13 protein-coding genes are annotated in these 18,697 nt (G+C 41.9%); 7 read left to right on the plus strand and 6 right to left on the minus strand.

The window, feature by feature from the left end:
- Nucleotides 1-162 precede the first annotated feature (162 nt).
- The 4 genes from AACZ87_RS06425 to AACZ87_RS06440 all read right to left on the minus strand — a co-directional run bounded on the left by AACZ87_RS06425 (nt 163) and on the right by AACZ87_RS06440 (nt 4,519).
- Nucleotides 163-1,269 carry an SO2930 family diheme c-type cytochrome gene (locus tag AACZ87_RS06425; RefSeq protein ID WP_339865874.1) on the minus strand — a complete coding sequence of 369 codons (1,107 nt, stop codon included), beginning with the start codon at nt 1,267-1,269 and terminating at the stop codon, nt 163-165.
- A complete protein-coding gene (locus tag AACZ87_RS06430) occupies nt 1,269-2,561 on the minus strand; it encodes a parallel beta-helix domain-containing protein (protein ID WP_339865875.1) in 1,293 nt (430 codons plus the stop codon). Before AACZ87_RS06430 ends, AACZ87_RS06425 begins: the two co-directional genes overlap by 1 nt.
- 227 nt (nt 2,562-2,788) lie before the next feature.
- Nucleotides 2,789-3,694 carry an NAD(P)/FAD-dependent oxidoreductase gene (locus AACZ87_RS06435; protein ID WP_339865876.1) on the minus strand — a complete coding sequence of 302 codons (906 nt, stop codon included), beginning with the start codon at nt 3,692-3,694 and terminating at the stop codon, nt 2,789-2,791.
- 102 nt (nt 3,695-3,796) lie between these two features.
- Nucleotides 3,797-4,519, minus strand: a complete 723-nt coding sequence (locus AACZ87_RS06440; protein ID WP_339865877.1) for a 3-ketoacyl-ACP reductase — start codon at nt 4,517-4,519, stop codon at nt 3,797-3,799.
- A 112-nt stretch (nt 4,520-4,631) separates the two neighbouring features.
- On the opposite strand from AACZ87_RS06440, the gene AACZ87_RS06445 reads away from it, so the two are divergent.
- The 5 genes from AACZ87_RS06445 to AACZ87_RS06465 all read left to right on the plus strand — a co-directional run bounded on the left by AACZ87_RS06445 (nt 4,632) and on the right by AACZ87_RS06465 (nt 12,867).
- On the plus strand, nt 4,632-5,183 hold the full coding sequence (locus AACZ87_RS06445; RefSeq protein ID WP_339865878.1) for a sigma-70 family RNA polymerase sigma factor: 552 nt from the start codon (nt 4,632-4,634) through the stop codon (nt 5,181-5,183).
- 118 nt (nt 5,184-5,301) lie between these two features.
- Nucleotides 5,302-6,273 (plus strand): FecR domain-containing protein, encoded by a 972-nt coding sequence (locus AACZ87_RS06450; protein WP_339865879.1) that lies wholly within the window; start codon nt 5,302-5,304, stop codon nt 6,271-6,273.
- 124 nt (nt 6,274-6,397) lie between these two features.
- Nucleotides 6,398-9,844 (plus strand): SusC/RagA family TonB-linked outer membrane protein, encoded by a 3,447-nt coding sequence (locus AACZ87_RS06455; protein WP_339865880.1) that lies wholly within the window; start codon nt 6,398-6,400, stop codon nt 9,842-9,844.
- Nucleotides 9,845-9,856: 12 nt separating this feature from the next.
- Nucleotides 9,857-11,293: a SusD/RagB family nutrient-binding outer membrane lipoprotein gene (locus tag AACZ87_RS06460; protein WP_339865881.1), complete on the plus strand. Its 1,437-nt coding sequence runs from the start codon at nt 9,857-9,859 to the stop codon at nt 11,291-11,293.
- On the plus strand, nt 11,290-12,867 hold the full coding sequence (locus AACZ87_RS06465; protein WP_339865882.1) for a calcineurin-like phosphoesterase family protein: 1,578 nt from the start codon (nt 11,290-11,292) through the stop codon (nt 12,865-12,867). Before AACZ87_RS06460 ends, AACZ87_RS06465 begins: the two co-directional genes overlap by 4 nt.
- Nucleotides 12,868-12,927: 60 nt before the next feature.
- Here AACZ87_RS06465 and bla read toward each other — a convergent pair whose 3' ends face one another.
- The gene (bla, locus tag AACZ87_RS06470) at nt 12,928-13,671 is read right to left on the minus strand and encodes a subclass B1 metallo-beta-lactamase (RefSeq protein ID WP_339865883.1); all 744 of its coding nucleotides are present in this window, start codon (nt 13,669-13,671) and stop codon (nt 12,928-12,930) included.
- Nucleotides 13,672-13,777: 106 nt separating this feature from the next.
- Nucleotides 13,778-16,786, minus strand: a complete 3,009-nt coding sequence (locus AACZ87_RS06475; protein ID WP_339865884.1) for a PVC-type heme-binding CxxCH protein — start codon at nt 16,784-16,786, stop codon at nt 13,778-13,780.
- A 204-nt stretch (nt 16,787-16,990) separates the two neighbouring features.
- On the opposite strand from AACZ87_RS06475, the gene AACZ87_RS06480 reads away from it, so the two are divergent.
- Together AACZ87_RS06480 and AACZ87_RS06485 are read left to right on the plus strand one after the other, a co-directional pair.
- Complete coding sequence (locus AACZ87_RS06480; protein WP_339865885.1) at nt 16,991-18,097, plus strand: SGNH/GDSL hydrolase family protein; 1,107 nt, start codon at nt 16,991-16,993, stop codon at nt 18,095-18,097.
- Nucleotides 18,094-18,684 carry a methyltransferase domain-containing protein gene (locus AACZ87_RS06485; RefSeq protein WP_339865886.1) on the plus strand — a complete coding sequence of 197 codons (591 nt, stop codon included), beginning with the start codon at nt 18,094-18,096 and terminating at the stop codon, nt 18,682-18,684. The genes AACZ87_RS06480 and AACZ87_RS06485 overlap by 4 nt, the downstream gene beginning before the upstream one ends.
- Nucleotides 18,685-18,697 lie beyond the last annotated feature (13 nt).

The raw sequence follows: 18,697 nt of genomic DNA on the forward strand, positions 1-18,697 counted from the left end.
GTTCGCAGCTTAGGAATAGGAAATGTTCAATGCGGTCAGAGGGAACGAAGTCGAAGTTCCACCGTCCGATTTGCCGTCAATGGATTTTCTATCTTACACAAAGAAGATAGAAAAACATTTAAAAATTTTTATAGTCAACGGGTTCCCTGCATCTGCCATAGGTTATCGGGCTTCCTTCATCCCATTTATCCAATCCTTGATCAGCTGAACACCTTCTTTGTGGACAGTCGTTCTACCAAGTTCAGGCATTGCGATCCCAACTTCAGTGGAATTCATACGATGGGTCAAAATTGATTCATCTGCCTTTCCAGGCACAATATCAAAATCAAAAGTGCCTGCTCCATTGCCTGCGGCAACGGGGATTTTATTAATTCCAAGTTTTCTTGGATCCGTTTGATCGTAAGTAAGGAAAAGCCCAGAGGTACTGGCAGGGCCTTCTGCGCTGTGACAATGTGAGCAATTAATATCTAAGTATGCCATTGCCCTGTCATTCAGAGGAAGGTTTTTGTCTTCGTAATTGATCATTGAAGGATGTGCTTCTTTTTCCTCAAATCCTTCCAGTTTTCCAAGTTCAGTCCAATGAGCGAGTTGATTTGCCTTTCCCGAAGTGTATTCCAGCTCATTATTTAGGTGCTGAACTTTTACACCAATTGGAGCCAGAGTTTCATTCTTGTTGTGGCAAGTTTTACACTGGTTCTTGTTAGGGACGATGTAATTGATCACCTGATCTTTTCCCGTAGCATCGGTGAATGAAACCTCCATTTGTCCTCCCACCACTTTTAGGATCGCTTCCGTCTGACTTTCATTCCAGATGTATGGAAAAGCTTCCCAGCCTTTTGGGCTATTGATCAGTAGCCTCGTTTCTATGATTCTTCTTTCTCCTTCGGGCTTCCTGAAGTCGGTCGGATAATAAAAATTCTTAATCAATATAGTTCCTTCGGGAAAATCGAATTCATTGTCCTCCAACATTGCTTTTGTCCCTTCGGGAAAGAAAATAAAGCGGCTTTTCAGTGCATAGTCAGTGAAAAGCGAAGAGGCAGGTTTGTAGTGAGTTACTTCCTCTGCAGGGGTTAGGGTATTCAATTCACCTAAAAAGAACCCGTAAGTCGAGAGTCTTTTATAAGGGAAGTTTCCATCGGCAGGTTCTTCGACTAATTCTAGTTCATGGGTTTCACCAGTAATTTTGGTAGAGTCGTTTTTGCAAGCAAAGGTGACCATCATCAGCAACAACCATAAATGGAATCCCAAAAGTGTTTTACTACTTCTCATTACATTTCAGCCAAAGCGCTGACGTTTGTTTTTACAGGTGCAGTGCAGTTTTGGAAGGGAGAAGCGTCTGCAAAAGCTTTGATATTATCTTCTCCTTCGCTAAGATCAAACCTAGTGAAAAGAAGGTCATTTATATTTTTCTCTGACAGACATATGTTCATCGGATTTGTGTTGATATCCTTGCTGATGGACTCATCCCAAATGCCATCGTAAATAATGTCCTGTGTTTTGGCTTTGCCATGGGCATTATAGATACTGATCAACTGCCCAAGTTCCCTGCTTAGATCTGGGAAACCTTTTGTACGGTCATATTCATTGTCATGAATGTAAATGTCGCTGGTAAAAGGTGACCAGTTCGGAGCCTCGCTTGGGAAACCAGTGATTTGATAGCTGGCAATAGCCACTCCTGTAGTTTTGTTGCGAAGGATTCTGTTATTGTATATTTCCACTTCTTTTGCTGCCAAAAGAATAACGCCAGATCCGGGAGGAATCATCGTTACGGTATTGCCATTTGCTCCTTCACCAGTGGCAGTCGCAAAGTTTTCATGGTTGTTTTCGATGATGTCGTTATCGTAGATTTTTGTTTTGACTCCGTCTGCTTTTGGTAGACCAGGTAAGTTGAAAACGAGAATTCCGCCTGCATTATCACGTGCTACATTTCCAAAAACCTCTGCATTGTCACAGTTTTCGATTTCTATGCCGGCCACATTTCCGAAGGCAAGAGAGTTTTTTACAACGATATTTTCAGACTGACCTACATAGATTCCTGCATCCCGGGAGTGGGAAGCGATTACTTCGTCGATCATCACGTTCTTGCATTGCACTGGATAGATCGCGTAAGTGCCGTTTTTAGACTTGTCTCCATTCGTCCAGGTGACGTTGATCCTACGAAAAGTAATTCCGTCCGTATGCTGCACTTTGACTCCATCACCAGGCGCATCCTCTACTGTGAGGTCTTGGATTGTGATATTATTTCCAACTAGCTTGATGCCTTCACCTCCCGTAGTGAGGTTTTTAAAGGAGAGAACTGTTTCCATCAGCCCAGCTCCTTTGATTGTGATATTTGACTTATTGTCAATAATCAGCTGAGTATTCAACTCATAGAATCCACCAGGGATCTCAATCGTCGTCCCATCCTCAGCCATGATAAAATCTTCAATGACTTTTTCCGTTTGCTCCTGAGTCATTCTAGGAAGTTCAGAACTGTCAAAAGTCTGCTCGTTAGAAGAGCTGCTGCAGCTAAATCCAATAATAGTAATGCTAACAAGTGCGAGGTATCCAAGTAGTTTCATGGGGCGTTAATTGATTGAAATAATTCTTTCAAAGCTAAGGACATGGGGAAGCTTATGCCTTGACTTTTGTCAAAAAATAGAATTATGACTTGTTAATAATCAATAAAGCAGTCAAATAATGCTTGTGCCACAGGAATTAACCATGATTATTCGTTTATCGAAACACTGCTATAGCAACCTGAGAAGTACTGTTAAATGCGTAAGCTTGGTGGGGATTTTTGGTAGTTCTAAAATTCTTCGTCAATCAATTCCTTATTACAAGCTGCACCAGCCATGGTTCCTGATGATACCGCAAATGCCACAGATCGAAACATGTTGGTATTGTCTCCACAAGCAAAAACTCCCGGGATAGTCGTTTTTTGAAGTTGGTCTACTTCCAAATATCCATTGCTTTTTAGCTCACAGCCAAGGGATGCAAGGATTGAAGAATTTTGTTCAAAATCGGGTTTAGCATATAACGCTTTCACGGAAACTGAGCTCCCATCTGCCAATTTGATACATTGAATTTGCCCTTTCTGATGCTGGATTTCTTCAATTTCAGTTTCGAGGATTTTGACATTTTTGGACTCAAGTGAAGATTTTTGTTCTGTGGTCAGCGTAGATTTTCCGTTGGTGAACAAAGTCAAATCTTTGGTCCAATTGGTAATCATTTTGCCAAATTCAAAACCGAATTCTCCATTTGCCAAAATACCCGTGCGTTGGTTTCTGACTTCATATCCATGGCAGTAAGGGCAATGGATGACAGAAATGCCCCAACATGCTTCTAAACCTGGGATTGGCGGAAGAATGTCTTTTATTCCACTTGCAAAAATCAGCTTTTTACCTTCAACTAGCTCTCCTTTTTCAGTTTTGATTTCAAAGCCAGAATGAGTCTTTTTTCCTTCCACAGCTAAACCTGAAAGAAAAGTTATGGTATCATATTTTGCTACCTGTTCTCTACCTATAATTGAGATTTCGGCGGGAGTACTTCCATCCTGTGTTAAAAAATTATGGGAGTGAGGGGTCTGGCGATTGCATGGTTTTCCTGCATCAATAACCAAAACTTTTCTCAAAGAGCGGCCGAGTGCCATTGCTGCTGATAAGCCTGAGTAGCTACCTCCAATAATAATTACCTCGAATTTGCTTGATTCCATCGTAAAGTCGGTTTGTTGATCAAAGGTAAAAAAAGCATTCGTTTATGCAATAGTGTTGCATAAACGAATGCCTAGAAAATCTATGATCGTGGTATAATCCTTTTAAGGATTCGTAGACCAAAGTCCTACTTCCTTCACCAAGGCTCTTTTTGGCAATTTCAAGTGAGCTACCAGCAGCTCTGCAAAATCTTCGGGTTGCAATACCTTGTCTGGATTCCCATCTGTCAGGTTATTGTCCATGGCTAGGTCAGTAGCTATGGTACTTGGGCTCATGCTGAATACACGGATGTCAGATTTGCGCACCTCCATCATCAATGATTCTGTCAATCCGTTCAACCCAAATTTGGAAGCACTGTATGCACTTGTCATCGCATTTCCTTTTTGCCCAGCAGTGGAAGATACGTTTACAATATCACCGGATTTTCTCTCAAGCATTCCTGGAAGAACTTCGTGGATCACATAATAAACGCCAAATAAGTTAACCTTAACGATGTTTTCCCATTCGCTTACTTCCAGATCCATGAACTTTCCAAACTTTCCGGTTCCAGCATTATTAACCAAAATATCAGGAACTCCGACTTCTGAGATCAATGATGCAATAGCAGTTTTGATGCTAGAATAATCTGATTGATCAGCGACAGCAATCGCAACTTTCAATGAGGAATCAATTGAGGCGACTTCTTCCTTAACCTTCAAAAGGTCTGATTCTGTTCTGGATAGAATTGCCAAATTAACTCCTTCTGCGGCAAGAGCCAGAGCAATAGCTTTACCTAATCCTTTTCCTGCGCCAGTGATCAGCGCGCTTTTTTCTTTTAGTGATTGCATAAAATTTTTTTTCCTAGTTGATAAGTTGAAAGGTAAAAATTCAGCTTTGAGTTCACCTCTTAATAATATCTTAACCTATCATTTTCACCTTTTAGTCCCAAGCCAATTATTTTTGATACATACGCTTCATAGGATTATGTCCACTTTTCAGAATTCAGCACATTTCGAACAGGTTTTCAAGGACAATTGGGAATTGATGTACCAAAGTGCCTATAGTAAAATAGGTGATCAATCCATCGTAGAGGATATCCTACAGGAGATTTTTATAGATATCTGGCAGAGGCGCGCATCATTGGAGATCAAGTCCGGGATCAAAGGATATCTACTCACGGCCGTGAAATATCAGGTCATGAAGCATTTTGATGAGCAAGCGAAGAACAGAACCAACACCGCCAATAATCTGCCAGAATCCTTTTATGAAGAAGATGTATTCGCTTTCGAAGAGCTATATAAAGAGATAGAAATTGCAGTGGAAATGCTTCCTCCCCGAGCACAACTTGTATTTCGCATGAGTAGATTGGAAGGTTATTCTGTAGATGAAATCGCCGAAAAGCTGAAGATTTCTCCGCAGACTGTTCACAATCAACTTACCAAATCACTCAAAATCATGCGTGGAGAGCTTAAGCATTTAGCACCGGCTTTAGCAGTTTACTTCATAGCTTAAACACTTCTTTGTTACCCTGAGATTAATTTTTCTCCACTCAATATTCACGATTAGATAATCAAAATGGACGGTAGTCGAGAGGTTGTTTTGACACTTAATAAGTGAAAGACAACCATACATGAGATTACCATCTGTCCTCTCGGACATTGTTTCTAAAATCCTTCGGGGTAAAGCTTCCAAAGAAGAAGTTCAACAGTTTAACTCTTGGTACGACAAGGGAATTGACTCTGCATGGCATATTCAAGATCATAAGAAACGTGAAAAAGCTCAAGTAGAATCTGAGATGCTTCAGAACATTCGGAGAGCTACCCGTGCGCAGCTTCCAGCTACTTCACCCAAGCAAGGCTTTGCAAGTTGGAAGATCGCCGCGTCTATTGTCATCCTAATAGGAGTAGGGCTCTTTGCTCTAAAAATACTACCTGCGGAAACTCCGGAAATTCAGGAAACGACCTTTTTGACTTTTGAAAATTCGAAAGGAATGTTCAAAAAAGTAAAACTGCCCGATGGTTCACTCGTGAGTTTGTTTCATAACACCACTATTCAGGTGGCCGAAAACTTTTCCGAAAACAGATTGATCAAGCTTTCCGGAGAGGCATTTTTCGAAGTGAAACGAGATACGCTACATCCATTCCGAGTCGAGTCTGCAAATCTTACTACGGAAGTACTAGGGACATCTTTTCTTATCAAAAATCTAGCAGATCAGCAGGAAGTCGTCGCTGTGAAATCAGGCTTGGTGAAAGTCTTTGATCAAGTTGATTCTATTTTCATGCTCACTCCAAATCTTCGACTAGACTATTCCAAAAGCGGCGGGGCAGTCTCAAACATTCCTGAAAATGATCCGCTATTCGCCTGGACCAAAGATGTACTCGTCTTTGAAAATACCCCGATGGAAGAGATGATAAGGACGCTGGAAGATTGGTATGGAGTGAAAATCTCGGCTGACCTGAAGCAAACGAATACCTGTGAAATATCTGGAACCTATGAGAAACAAAGTCTGGAAAATCTACTTGAACTCATCCAATATTCCATCCCGATAACCTATCAAATCAAAGAGAAAAATGTAATCCTAACCTTTAAAAACTGCCCTTAAAAGACGAATGGATCCGCGCCAACGAATCCATTCAGTTCGAGTAAAAAACGCTTCTAACATTTTAACACCTGAACATTTCAAATTTATGCAAAAAAAGTTACCACCTGCCTTAAAAACCTTGGTTATGAGATTATTTACGGCTTGCCTACTCAGTTGCTGCATGTACTCCATGGTATTTGCCAGTGGCGTCAATGCTCAGAAACTGGAAGAGACGATGGTCTCGCTCAGCTCAATTGAACTGGCTCTTTTCGAATCATTTAATCAGATAGAAAAGCAGTCGGGATTTAAGTTTTCTTATGAAACGGGTTTGGACCTAGCTACCAAAGTGAGCTATTCCAAAAAGAGAACGGACCTACAATCGATTCTAGAGGAAATCTCCGGTCAGTCCAATCTGAAATTCAAGCAAATTAATAACACAATCGCTGTAAGTACGAAAAGTAACCTGGAGCAGTTGATTGTGAAGGAAGAAAAGGTGCAGATTTCAGGGATTGTTGTAGATGAAGAGACAGGTGAGACACTCCCGGGTGTCAATATCATCATCAAAGGCACTACAAAAGGAACTACTTCTGATATTGATGGGAAGTTTGCGATTACAGTTGATGAGGGAGCAGTTTTGGTTTTCTCTTACGTAGGTTACGACAAGCAGGAAGTGACTGCTCAAAATCAGACAGATTTGACTATTCGGTTGAGACTGGACAGTGATGTGCTTGGTGAAGTTGTTGTAACTGCTTTGGGAATCAAAAGAGAGGAAAAAGCCTTGGGTTATGCTACACAAAAAGTGGATTCCGAGCAGCTTTTGGATGCCAGATCGAACAATTGGTCAGATGCTTTGCGTGGAAAAGTTGCAGGTTTGAATGTGCTTTCAGCAGGTTCAGGACCAATGAATTCCTCCCAAATCAGCCTTAGAGGAGATAATTCACTTAATCCAAATGGGAACTTTGCTTTGATCGTGGTCGATGGAGTTCCGATGAATTCAGGATTGACTTCTTCCGGTGTCAGCAATGCGTATGGAGCTGGATCTGGCAATGATGTGCCTGTTGATTTTGGAAATGGAATTGCAGACTTGAATCCGGATGATATCGAGACCATAAATGTGCTTAAAGGAGCAAGTGCCACGGCACTTTATGGTAGCCGGGCAGCAAATGGTGCTTTGATCGTGACTACGAAAAGTGGGTCCAAAAAGAACAAAGGAATTGGGGTGACGATCAATTCTAACTTCAGCTTCCAAAATGTGCTAAAATGGCCTGAAAGACAATACGAATATGGTCAGGGAACTGGCAAATCCTTCAATGCTGCTGGTGAGCCATATTATTCCTATGGGGCTTCTGAAGATGGATCGAGCACAGGAGGTACTTCAAGTGGGTTCGGGCCAAAGTTTGATGGGCAATCATACTTTCAATATGATCCTACTTTGGAAGGGCAATCCGCAGAGCGCCAACTTTGGAGGCCATATGAAGATAACGTGACTGGCTTCTGGGAAACTGGTTTCAATATGATAAACAGTGTGTCACTGGAAGGTGCAAACGAGCTGGGTTCATTAAGGGCTTCCATCACTCAAACTAAGAATGAGTGGATCATGCCAAATACAGGTTTTGACCGTCTGGTAGCGGCACTATCTGCTTCCCAGCAAATCAGTAAAAAGCTAAAGCTGAATGCGAAAGTAAATTACACCAACAAGAGTTCGGATAATCTTCCTGCTACTGGCTACAACAATCAGTCAATCGCCTACTTTATGATTTTCCAAAATCCAAGTATAGACTTGGAGTGGTACAGACCTATCTGGAAAGAGGGACAGGAGAATGTAGAGCAGGTGCATCCATTCAGCTCTTTTATTGATAATCCCTATCTGATTGCTTATGAGATGACCAACTCGGTGAACAATAACACAGTCTTTGGAAATCTATCTGCCAATTACACATTCAATGATCATTTTGAATTGATGGCTCGTACCAGTTTGGCGATGAGTCAGGAAGAGCGTGCGCAACAAAGACCTTACAGCACAGCAAACTTCCAAAGAGGTTATTACAAGGAGCAGAACATCACGAACTATGAGCAAAACTCAGATTTCCTATTCACTTATAATGGGAAACTTGCCGAGAAAATCTCCTTGAGAGCAAGTGTAGGCGGAAACCACATGTCGAGAAAATACCGCATGATGTCAGCTTATGTAGATGGTTTGGTCATCCCCGGTGTATATAAACTCGCCAATGGTATCAACAATCCAGTGCTTTCCACAAATAACAACAACAGGGTAATCAACTCTCTTTATGGCTTAATGACTTTTGACTTTGATGAAAAAATATTCGTGGACATCACAGGAAGAAATGACTGGTCAAGTACGTTGCCTACTCAAAATAACAGTTTCTTCTACCCGTCTGTAAGTACCAGTTTTGTACTTTCAGATATCTTCGCCTTACCAGAACCGATCTCTTTTGCGAAGCTAAGAGTGTCGGGTGCACAGGTGGGGAATGATACTGACCCGTACCGTACTTCCAAATACTACGGTCAAAGTGAATTTCCAGGTTCTGCTTCTGTGCCATCTACCCTTTACAATACTAACTTCAAACCTGAGATCACGACCAGTTTTGAGACGGGCTTGGAGATGATTTTCTTCAACAGAAGATTGGGTTTTGATGTCAATTTCTACATCTCAGAAACTAAAAATCAGATTCTCGAAGTACCTGTAGATATCACCACGGGATATTCCAGCGCAGTTCTTAATGCCGGAAAAGTACAGAACAGAGGCATTGAATTGGTGCTGAACGGAAGTCCTGTGAAAACCAATAATTTCCAGTGGAATTCATTTGTGACTTGGGCGAAAAATCAAAATGAAGTAATCTCACTTCCTGACGAAGTGGACGGAAGCCAAGTAATTGGCTACGGAGGAAATGCTACCATTATCGCCAAAGTAGGAGGGACTACAGGTGATATATATGGATTCGGTTTTGTGAGATCTCCAGAAGGAGAGATTATCTATGGAAGTAATGGTCTGCCCACTAGACCTTCCGAAATCGAATACCAAGGCAATGCCTATGCGAAGTGGAAAGGTGGTTTTAGAAATGAGTTTGTGTATAAAAATCTCCGAATGAGTGTTCTATTTGACGGTCAGTATGGTGGAATTGTCTATTCTCAAACGCATCATAAAATGACTGAACAGGGCAAATTAGCGCACACCTTAGAGGGCAGAGAGACTGGGATGATCGTGGGCGATGGGGTAGTGGACAATGGAGACGGCACTTTTTCTCCAAACACCACAGAAGTCAATATCGCAGATTACTACAAAGAAGCTTACAGAAGAGCAAATGTGGAGTCCAATTCTTTCGACGCTTCCTTTATCAAGCTGCGTGAGATGAGACTGGAATATGGTATTCCTGTCAAATTCTTGCAGAAAACCAGTATACGTCAGGCTTCGATCGCGCTATACGGAAGAGACCTGGCGATGTGGACCAATTTCCCAATGTTTGATCCGGAAACTGCAGCATTGAATGGTGGAACCTTACTTCCGGGGATAGAGATGGGCCAGTTGCCAACTACCAGAAATATGGGTGTGAATCTTACCCTTAAGTTTTAATCGATGAAAATTATGAACAAATATATCGCGACACTTTTGCTAGGAACATTGGTATGGGCATCGACTTCCTGTACTGATGATTTTGAAGAAATCAATACTGATCCAAATCGTATCGACCAGATCAGTCCGGGGACTCTATTGAACCCAATTATTTACGGGATATCCAGCTTTGGCACAGATAGAGCAGATGCCTGGACTTTCCAGATTATGCAGATCGCTTTGCCATTTCCAAGTGCAAATGGAGGTTATCACCGCTACGATATTTCCGAGTCTGCAGGTAATTCTACATGGAGCACTTATTATAAATGGCTGATCAACATCAAGGAGATGGAGACTTCAGCTATTCAAAATTCGGATGTAAACTATGAAGCGATTGCACTGACTCTAAGAGCTTACAGCTTGAGTCAGCTGACGGATAGCTTTGGAGATATTCCTATGGTGGAAGCTAGTCGGGCAGAAGATGGGATTTTCCAGCCTGCCTTCGATACACAGGAAGCGGTTTATGCTCAGATTTTTCAAGATTTGGAGCGGGCAAACACACTCTATGACGACACGAAGGCGATGATCTATGGAGATGATATTTTATTTCACAACGATGTAAAAAAATGGCGGAAGTTTACCAATTCTTTGCATTTGAGACTGCTATTGAGAGTGTCGAATAGAGCTGAGATGAATTCATTTACAAAGATGGCGTCGATGATTTCTAATTCGGAGCAGTATCCTGTTTTTGAAAATACCGCTGAGTCAGCGATTCTTCAGATCACTGGAGTAACTCCAAATCTTTCTCCTTGGGGACGAGCGATTGACTTCACTACTTTCCGGTCGATTTCTGAGTTTTTTGCAGATAATCTCAATGCGCTAGAAGATCCTAGAAGAGCGAGATTCATGACGCAGGCTCGTGAGATGGATGGTACGACGTACATTGGATATAAAGGAATTCCTAGTGGTTTTGATGGAAATGAAAACCAGTTTCAGTATCTACCAAGCAATCACAATAGAGTACTGGTGGAAGCTCCGATGATTTCCTTGATTTTGACGTATGCGGAGGTGGAATTCATCAAGGCAGAATTGGCTCAACGAGGAGTGATAGAAGCTGACGCGGCTACGCATTATGAAAATGGAGTGAAAGCAGCCATGGAACAGTGGGAAGTAGAAATGACAGAAGGGTATTTTGAAAATCCTGCTGCTTCTTACGATGGCACTCTGGAGCGCATTATGCTTCAGAAGTATATGGGATTGTATTTCAACGATTACCAGCAGTGGTTCGAATATCGTAGAACTGGATTTCCTGCACTTCCAAAGAATGAGGGTATGCTAAACAATCAGCAGGCTCCGGTACGATTCCGTTATCCTGTGAGTGTGCAGATCAACAATCCAGAAAATTACAAGAATGCTGTGGCCAGAATGGGCGCGGATGATATCAACACAAAAGTTTGGTGGGAACAATGAGAAATTCAATTATCGCAGGGCTGGGAGCAACTCTGATTTTTACAAGTTTAACCGCTTTTTCTCAGGATTTGGCGAAGGGCTATGTCTATCATGATGCCAATGGGAATGGCAAAAAGCAACGTCGGGAAGCTGGTCTTGCCGGAGTCAGCATTTCTAATGGGCATGAGGTAGTGCAGACCGACGAAAAGGGCTACTACGAAATTGGTCTGGAAGACGGGCAACTGCTTTTTGTCATCAAACCAACGGGGTACACGGTTGCATTGGATTCGTTGAATAAACCACAGTTTTACTACATCCATAAGCCTAGCGGCTCTCCAGAGTTAAAATATGCAGGATCTGCCCCTACGGGAGACCTTCCAAAGGAAATCAATTTTGCCATGACTGCCGTGGAAGAGAAGGATGATTTTACTGCCTTGATTTTCGGTGATCCCCAGCCTTACACCTTGGAAGAAGTAGACTTCTTCGATCGGGGGATTGTAAGCGAAGTGGAAGGGATTCAGAATGTCGCTTTTGGTCTGTCTTTGGGAGATTTGGTCGGTGACGATTTGAGTTTGTTTGGTCCTTATGCCAAAGCTGTGGCGAAAGTTGGCCTTCCTTGGTATAACGTCATGGGGAACCACGATCAGAATTACGATGTGGAAAGTGATGAGTTAGCCGATGAAGCTTTCGAGGCTCATTTTGGACCAAGTGCTTATGCTTACAATGTTGGTAAAGTTCACTTTATCGTTCTTGATGATATCCTTTGGCCGGACCCTAGAGACAAACAAGGCTATTGGGGTGGCTTACGTCCAGATCAATTGGACTTCTTGGGAAACGATTTGAAGTTTGTGCCAAAGGACCATCTGATAGTGATATCTATGCATATTCCTTTAGCTGAAGAAGGGGATTCATTCCGTGATGAAGATCGTCAGGAGATATTTGATCTGTTGGCTGATTTTCCGAATACACTTTCTCTTTCAGCTCATACCCATTTGCAGAAGCAGGATTTGTTTTATAAAAAAGATGGATGGAGACAGGAAAAACCACATCATCACTATAATGTAGGAACTACATCAGGGGACTGGTACAAGGGCACGTTGGATGAAAAGGGAATTCCCGTTTCCACCATGCGTGACGGAACTCCAAAAGGTTACGCGCTGATTCATTTCGATGGTAATCAGTATAAAATCCGCTATCAGGTTGCCGGCAAATCGAGTGATTACCAGATGGAGATTTTTGCACCGAAAGTTCTGGAAAAAGACAAGCGAACAACGGCTGGCATCTTTGTCAACTTCTTCATGGGAAGTGAGGGAGATGAAGTACTTATCAAAGTTGATGAGGGAGAATGGAAAGCAGCATCTAAAGTGGAGGATTATGATCCTGCCTATTTGGTGGATTTGTATCAGTGGGATGTCACAGAGGAGCTGATCGACGGTCGTAGACCATCTAACCCTGCAGCGAGCAAACATCTGTGGCGTGGAGGTATTCCGGCGGGATTAGAAGCAGGTGAGCACGTGATAAGAATCCAGGCGACTGATCGCTTTGGGCAGGTTCATTCAGGTGAAACGGTCTTTAAAGTAGTAGAAAAGAAGTAATTAGTATGGTTTGAAATTGGAAAGCTCTTGCGGATATCTGCAAGAGCTTTTTTTTGTGAGTTATGGTTTTACTTTAAACATCTCCACCGTATAATCCAGCAACTCCGTTCCGCCAATTTGGCCATGCCCTGGAATTACAATAGAAATTTCAGGAAATGTCGATTTCACTTTCGAGACGGTAGCTGACCAAGCTGCGATGTTGGCATCTTCAAGATTGCCGTTACCAGCTGCGATTTCTTTGATCATGCAGCCACCGAAAAGCACTTTGTCTGAAGGGACATACGACACGAAATTATCTTTGGTGTGGCCTTCGCCAAGGAATTGGTTTGTTACTTTTAGGCTTCCAGCTTTTAGAATAAGTTTCTTTTTAAAGCCATTTTCTGGGGTGGGATAGCCAGCAGTTCTTGCTAGCTCAATTGTCTTGTCAGAAGCGTATGAAGAGATTCCTTTTGCATAAAACTCGTTTAATCCGCCCAAGCAATCCCAGTGAAAATGAGTAGCAACAACTCCGTTGACTTTGGCTTTTTGATCGTTTTCTATCCAATTAATTAATTCTAAACTTGCCTCATCATTTGCAGGGGTATCAAAAACCAGGGCTTCACCTTCATTTATCACGATCATTCCATTGCATGCCACTTTGCCAAAATCATTCGTATTTAGGTAGCTGATATGTACAAATGTATTTGGACTAATTTGCTCGATTTGTAGGGTTTCGGATTTGTAGGCGACCTCTTTTTCTTGACTAAGTGCTGGTGAGGAATGAATTGCAAAAATGAGTAGAGGGATTGTCGCAAAGAGTTTCATAGGAAATGTAAGTGAAGAGTTGAACTTATGGGTGTATCTCTCAAACAAAATCCCAGCCTATTTTAATAAGCTGGGATTGATTACAGTGTATTTTATAAAAAAGAAATTACTTTCTCAACGTCTCCAAATAACTAACCAAGTCCACCAGTTCAGTTTCTGATAGTGGAAATTTAGGCATCAGTGATTCTTCCAACTGGGTGACGCTCTCGACATCCACCAGCTTGTAAATCTTCTGCTCAGCTGATCCTACCAACTTCACCACTAAATCATTTTCTGTTTTTGAATTGACGATACAGGTAAACTCTGTTCCGTCTTTCATTTTAACAAGTTGAGTTTCATAGCCAAAACCCATTCCTTCGGATGGATTGATGATGGCATTAAATAGCCCTTCCTTGGATAGTTTATCTCCGATTTCCGAAAGTCCAGGGCCAAAATCAATTCCCTTGTCAGCAATTTTATGACATGCAAGGCAGTAATTAGTTGCGATGAGAAGGCCTTTTTCTACGTCTCCTTGCTGAGCTAGAAGTTTCGGCAAATCAACCGTTGCGTTGGAAGATGCAGCTCCAAATTTCTCATTGGCTTCGGCCCGGATAGTTCCATTCCACGAGGATAGAAGGATTTTCTGCGCTATAGGAAGCACATCAGCTGGGATCTTATCCGCTTTTGCCAATTCCAATAAATACGGTTCGGAATTATATCCTTTTGCTGCTTCCATCGCGGCAGTCCTCATTTCTAAAGAGTTGGATTCATTGAGATAAACTTCAGCCAAGAGTTTTGCCATTTCCTCATTATCAATCACTCCAAATTTCTCAATCGAAGCCATCGCTTTTTCTTGATCAGGATTAACAAAAGACTTCTCTATTTCTCCCATTCCATACAAGGCAGCAAAACTATTAGCCGCCATCTGGGAATGCTGACTATTCTCAGATTGGTAGATAAGCTTTTCCAACCTGACTTTTTGATCTCTCAACTGGTATTTGCTTACGATATCTAAAAAATCCCTGTCATTTGCGATGCTTCCGGCCGTGTTTTTCGCCAAGGTGAGAATCTCTCGATCTGGTGAAGCTGGATCAAAAGTAATCTGTCTTAGGATAATGAGTTGATCCTCTTCAGGAGCATTTGCTAAGAGTGATTTGAGAGTTTTGTTTTTAGCCTCTAGAGACTGGAAATCAAGTGCACGATAGTAAGATTGATTGTTGCGACCAGGTTGAGAAAGTATAATTTTCCCTAAAAGATCTGCAGTATTTGAAGCTCGTGATCTCCAGACTATGTCTTTAGCTTCCTGATTTTCCATCCATCCTGAACCTGTTTTCTCTAAGTACACAGGCAAGTAATCATCCCAAAAGCCTTCAGCAGCAATTCCCAACGCTTCCAAATACCATCGACCTCCGCTCTCATATCCCTCAACCAGTTTTAGCCAAACCTCTGGCGCGGAAGTATAGCGAATGGCTAGAGCCACTTCCCGGCGAACTTGAGCAGATTCGTCTCCTGCCATTTCCAGCAAGAAGGAAACGTCACTCATTTTGTTATTTCTATAAGCACGAATGGCCGCTACTCTGATATTCTCATCTGGGTCAGTTGCAGCAGTTTTGATGTAATCATTGCCATTTGGAAGCTTGGTAAGTACCCAGAATGCTCTTGCTCTCATTCTACTTTCACCTTCGGTAAATAATTGCTCCAAAGCATCTTTTGCCTCGTCGCCTTTTTCTACCAATGCCATGAACGCCTTAAAATGAGTAGCGCGATTTGGGCTTTGAAGTAAATTAATTAAAGAAGAAATGCTTGTGTAATCCGGCTTGCTTACGTCATAGTCAACATCTTTAGGGGCAAGTCTATATATTCTTCCTTTGTCCAAATCTCCCATAGCATGACCACCAACTCCTGGATCATACCAGTCTGAGATAAACAATGAACCATCTGGGGCAACTGTCACGTCAGATGGTCTAAACCAATTGTCTCTGGGGTTTCCATCCAAAAGGTTGATGATTTTAGCAGTAAAACCTGCTCCAGAAGGAACGGCTGGATACGCTCTTACTATATTTGGACCTGCATCCGAGTGAATGACCTGATTCTGGTATTCTTCGGGAAGTAATTTTCCTTCATAGACTAAAATACCCGTTGGCGAACCTGCATAGGTTTGAAGTAAATTAGGAACAACGCCTGGGTCATTGAGGTGCCAATGCTGCTGGTAGACGGAGTCTTCCATATTGATTCGTCTAGCTCTCCAGTCCGCGCCTGTGACTTCATCTTTGAAGCCATAATTACCATAATCCATGACGTAGTTAATTCTCGTACTTCTGTTTCCATCGTCATCATTGTCAGACTGCCACATTCTACCGTAGCTATCTGTGGCAACTTCGTAGTTATTTCTGAAATTCCAGCCTAGCACTTCTACATCCGAACCGTCGGGATTCATCCGGAAAACCATGCCCTCTTTATAAGGTTGAGTTTTGTTATTGACTGGTCTACTAAGTGGATCCAAAATAGGCGAGCCGTCCGCGTAATGAAGACCTTCGCCAGCATTTCCGTAGTTGAAATATAATTTCCCGTCAGGACCAAAAGTGAACGAGTGCATCCCATGATCATGCTGCTCACCGCCTACACCTTCGAATAAGATCTCCTTTTTCTCCGGCACATCATCGCCATCTGCATCTGTAAAAACATATACATATGGGCTGACTGAGACGTAAACTTTATCTCCGAATACGGCAATCCCTAAGGCGGCATTGATATCGTTTCCTTGATAAAAAACCTTTGATTCATCAGCCACTCCATCTCCATCGGTATCTTCCATAATTAGGATTCGATCACCTTCTGCACGGGTTGGGTTTCTAGGGTTCAAAGAAGTGCGGTAATTATACGCTTCTGCTATCCACACCCTACCCCGATCGTCAATATCCATATTGGTAGGATTGGACATCATCGGTTCGGATGCAAAAAGTGTCAGCGCTAGCCTTTCATCCGCCACGATAATTCCATCTACCGCATGCTCAGGTGATCTTTTTTGCTCGTCTGTGAGTTTTGAATATTCTTCATCTGTGAGTTGAACAGGTTTTTTTTCACAGGAAAAAAGTAAGAAGCCCAACAGGCTTAGTAGTGTAAATTTTTTGAACATAGGATGAGAGGTTAATAGGGTTTTTTAAACAAGACTTCAAATTAAGGAAAAGTCTTGGAAACTGATGAAAAAGCAAGGTTTGAATCCTTAGGACTGGAGCATTTACTTGTCAATAAACAACTTAACGTCTGTGTTTTAAAGGATAGCTCATTTTTCATGCAAATAGGTACTAGCTCTTGTCCTGGAGAACCTTATTTTTAGCGTATGAAAACTACACGTATCAGTTTTGCAGTTCTGATTTTTGTCCTTTTGGCGAATGCGTCATGGGCACAGGAAATAAAGTGGTTTGGAGAAAGTCCAGAAATGATAAATGCGCTAGAAGGAAGAGGATGGGATGATATAGGATTTAATCGTTTGCCAGCATCCTCAGAAGGAATTGTAAGAGATCCAGTATGGAACTTGTCAAGACAGACCGCAGGTCTTTCCTTACATTTTACTACTGATAGCCCCGAAATTCAAGTTTCCTACACGCCAACATCAACCCGTCTGGAAATGCCACATATGCCAGCAACGGGTGTAAGCGGTGTGGATTTGTATGTAAAAGATGCCTCTGGAAATTTCCTTTGGGTGAGAGGAGGGTATAAATTTGGCGAAAAAATCACTTATAATTTTCAGCTAAATAATGAACCAGGTTCGTCTAAAGAGTTTCAACTTTTCCTGCCTCTTTATAATGGATTGAGTGAGCTTCAGATTGGTGTTCCTGACGATAAAAGCTTTGCATTTAGTCCGAGAAGAACCGAAAAACCAATTCTGGTTTATGGAACCTCTATTGCTCAAGGAGCCTGTGCCTCTAGACCGGGCATGGCTTGGACAAATATTTTGTCTAGGGACTTGGATATGCCAATGATCAATTTGGCTTTCTCAGGAAACGGTAGGATGGAGGAAGAGGTGATTCAATACGTGTCTCAAATTGACCCTGCTGTTTTTGTATTGGACTGTCTTCCAAACTTAGGCAGCTTTTCTGAAAGTGAGGTCAAAAACAAACTGAGCTATGCCGTTAACACTCTGCGGTCAAAATATCCAAACACACCTATTTTATTAACGGAACATGCAGGATATTCTGATGGATTGGTTTTTGAGCCAAGAGCTGAGATTTACCAAAATTTGAATCGATGGCTCCAAGAGAGCTTTGAAACGCTGCAGGATTCTGGTGTAACCGGGATTTATACTTTGTCAAAAGATGAAATTGGTATGGGAGTAGATGACTTCGTTGATGGAACCCACCCAAGTGACTTGGGTATGGCAAAGTATGCAATCGCGTATGACAAAAAGCTAAGGATGATACTAAGTAAACCAAATCATTCTAAGTGATCCGAATTTCTACAAGTCTGAAGGCAATAGGGGATGAGGAATTTGATTCTCTTTATCCCATGAAAATCAAAATGCTATCCAGTACCCATTGGACTCCAGTCGAAGTGGCAAAAAAAGCAATAGCATTTTTAGATCAAAAAGGAGGAAACTCTGTATTGGACCTCGGCTCTGGAGCAGGTAAATTCTGCCTAATTGCTGCAGCAAATTCTGATGCTAAAATCCTAGGCGTAGAGCAGCGGGAAAACTTAGTCCAGATCTCCAGAAAGCTAGCCGAAAAGTTTAAACTGGATCGAGTGAACTTCATTCATGGAGATTTGAAGGATCTAGATTTTAAGAACTATGACGCTTTTTACTTTTTCAATTCCTTTGAAGAAAACATCAATCTCAAAGATAGATTGGATAAAGACAACAGGATTGATTTTGTCCAGTATCGAAGTTACATAGATCTTATCCGGAGGAAGTTTGACGAAGTAGCGGTAGGTACAAGAATAGTCACTTACTGTGGAGAAGCTGCTGAGATACCTGAAAGTTTTCGATTGGTAAACTCCAGTAATAAGGGCAAGCTGAAGTTTTGGGAGAAGAAATAAAGCATAAAAAAAG

Origin of the sequence: uncultured Algoriphagus sp. (assembly GCF_963974365.1) — a bacterium.
Lineage (GTDB): Bacteria > Bacteroidota > Bacteroidia > Cytophagales > Cyclobacteriaceae > Algoriphagus.

What these genes read in the sequence shown, in the direction of transcription:
- AACZ87_RS06425 (WP_339865874.1), bottom strand. Translation starts at nt 1,269, where the DNA reads ATGAGAAGTAGTAAAACACTTTTGGGATTCCATTTATGGTTGTTGCTG.
- AACZ87_RS06430 (WP_339865875.1), bottom strand. Translation starts at nt 2,561, where the DNA reads ATGAAACTACTTGGATACCTCGCACTTGTTAGCATTACTATTATTGGA.
- AACZ87_RS06435 (WP_339865876.1), bottom strand. Translation starts at nt 3,694, where the DNA reads ATGGAATCAAGCAAATTCGAGGTAATTATTATTGGAGGTAGCTACTCA.
- AACZ87_RS06440 (WP_339865877.1), bottom strand. Translation starts at nt 4,519, where the DNA reads ATGCAATCACTAAAAGAAAAAAGCGCGCTGATCACTGGCGCAGGAAAA.
- AACZ87_RS06450 (WP_339865879.1), top strand. Translation starts at nt 5,302, where the DNA reads ATGAGATTACCATCTGTCCTCTCGGACATTGTTTCTAAAATCCTTCGG.
- AACZ87_RS06455 (WP_339865880.1), top strand. Translation starts at nt 6,398, where the DNA reads ATGAGATTATTTACGGCTTGCCTACTCAGTTGCTGCATGTACTCCATG.
- AACZ87_RS06460 (WP_339865881.1), top strand. Translation starts at nt 9,857, where the DNA reads ATGAACAAATATATCGCGACACTTTTGCTAGGAACATTGGTATGGGCA.
- AACZ87_RS06465 (WP_339865882.1), top strand. Translation starts at nt 11,290, where the DNA reads ATGAGAAATTCAATTATCGCAGGGCTGGGAGCAACTCTGATTTTTACA.
- bla (WP_339865883.1), bottom strand. Translation starts at nt 13,671, where the DNA reads ATGAAACTCTTTGCGACAATCCCTCTACTCATTTTTGCAATTCATTCC.
- AACZ87_RS06475 (WP_339865884.1), bottom strand. Translation starts at nt 16,786, where the DNA reads ATGTTCAAAAAATTTACACTACTAAGCCTGTTGGGCTTCTTACTTTTT.
- AACZ87_RS06480 (WP_339865885.1), top strand. Translation starts at nt 16,991, where the DNA reads ATGAAAACTACACGTATCAGTTTTGCAGTTCTGATTTTTGTCCTTTTG.